Origin of the sequence: Burkholderia sp. COPS, from assembly GCF_019425585.1 — a bacterium.
Classification (GTDB): Bacteria; Pseudomonadota; Gammaproteobacteria; order Burkholderiales; family Burkholderiaceae; genus Burkholderia; species Burkholderia cepacia.
Genome location: NZ_WIXR01000097.1, coordinates 1 through 1,283, shown reverse-complemented (window position 1 = coordinate 1,283; position 1,283 = coordinate 1). Strand labels below are relative to the sequence as shown.

Below are 1,283 nucleotides of genomic sequence, written 5' to 3'. Positions count from 1 at the left end.
GGTGTGCGGTGGGGGCGGATCGCGAGCGGCGCGTGTTTCTCGAACATCCATTTGACGGCCTTCAGCGGCACGCCGGGGGCGGCCCACGGCGCGGCATAACCGGGGGAGATCTGGCCAGCGTTCGCGAAGCTCGTCTCGAGCGCCGGGCCGGCCTCCCGGTCGATCACCGTGACTTCATGACCGGCGCGCGCGAGGTAATACGCGCTTGCCACGCCCACCACACCGCTGCCCAGAATGACGACTCGCATAGCTGCTCCAGATGGAAGGGACCAGATCGAGGCCGGGCGCACCTGCGGCTCCGTGTAACCTCTAGCTGATCTAGTTTTTTGCGCTATGGTATTGTCGAATGTGTAGGTTTTGTTATCGTATTTTTCAGGTTTTCAGCATAAACAAATGAGAACGCAACGTCAGCCCGTACGCTCGCTCGACAAGCTCGACCGGCGCATCCTGAAACTGCTCCAGGACGACGGCCGGATGGCGATGAAGGACCTCGCGGAACAGGTTGGACTGACCGTCACGCCGTGTATCGAGCGTGTGCGGCGCATGGAGCGGGACGGCGTGATCACCGGTTATCACGCGCGTGTCGATCCCCACCAGCTGGATGCCGCGCTGCTGGTGTTCGTCGAGATCACGCTCGGCCACAAGGGCGGCAACATGTTCGAGCAATTCCGCCGGGAAGTGATGAAGATCGACGAGGTGCTCGAGTGTCATCTCGTGTCCGGCGATTTCGACTACCTGATCAAGGCGCGGATCGGCGAAATGGCCGACTACCGCAAGCTGCTCGGCGACATCCTGCTGCAGTTGCCGGGCGCCGTGCAGTCGAAGAGCTATGTCGTGATGGAGGAAATCAAGGAGACGCTGACGATCGCGGTGGGCGACTGACGTACCGGCGGCAGGCCGCCGGGCTCTCCTTTATCCCGCCCTTGGCACGCTGCGCCCAATACTGTATAAATGTACAGTATTGGGCGCAGGCGAATGGGTGGGCATATGGACGATCGATCCGACAACGAATTTCCGATAGCGCCGCCCGTGCCCCGCAAGGGGCGCGGTGCGGTCGACAACCTGCAGGGGCGATACGAGATCGCGCAGCGTGAAGCGGTCGACGACGGCTGGACACACGAGTCGGACGATGCCGATTTCCCCGCGCCGCTACGCACGCAGGTATTCGAGGAGCGGGCGAAGAGCATCCTGACGCACAACCAGTCGCCCGATATTCCATTCAGCGTATCGCTCAATCCGTATCGCGGTTGCGAGCACGGGTGCATCTACTGCTTTGCCCTTCC

The 1,283-nt window shown here is 62.0% G+C and carries 2 protein-coding genes and 1 pseudogene; 2 read left to right on the top strand and 1 reads right to left on the bottom strand.

Going from position 1 to position 1,283, the window contains the following annotated elements:
• Positions 1–248 (bottom strand): FAD-dependent oxidoreductase (locus FOZ70_RS37680; protein WP_219707904.1); only part of this gene is annotated, 248 nt, incomplete at its 3' end.
• Positions 249–393: 145 nt separating this feature from the next.
• Here FOZ70_RS37680 and FOZ70_RS37675 point away from each other — a divergent pair.
• The gene (locus tag FOZ70_RS37675; RefSeq protein ID WP_011351353.1) at positions 394–882 is read left to right on the top strand and encodes an Lrp/AsnC ligand binding domain-containing protein; all 489 of its coding nucleotides are present in this window, start codon (positions 394–396) and stop codon (positions 880–882) included.
• Positions 883–975: 93 nt separating this feature from the next.
• Positions 976–1,283: pseudogene (locus tag FOZ70_RS37670) on the top strand (radical SAM protein); the annotation flags it as partial.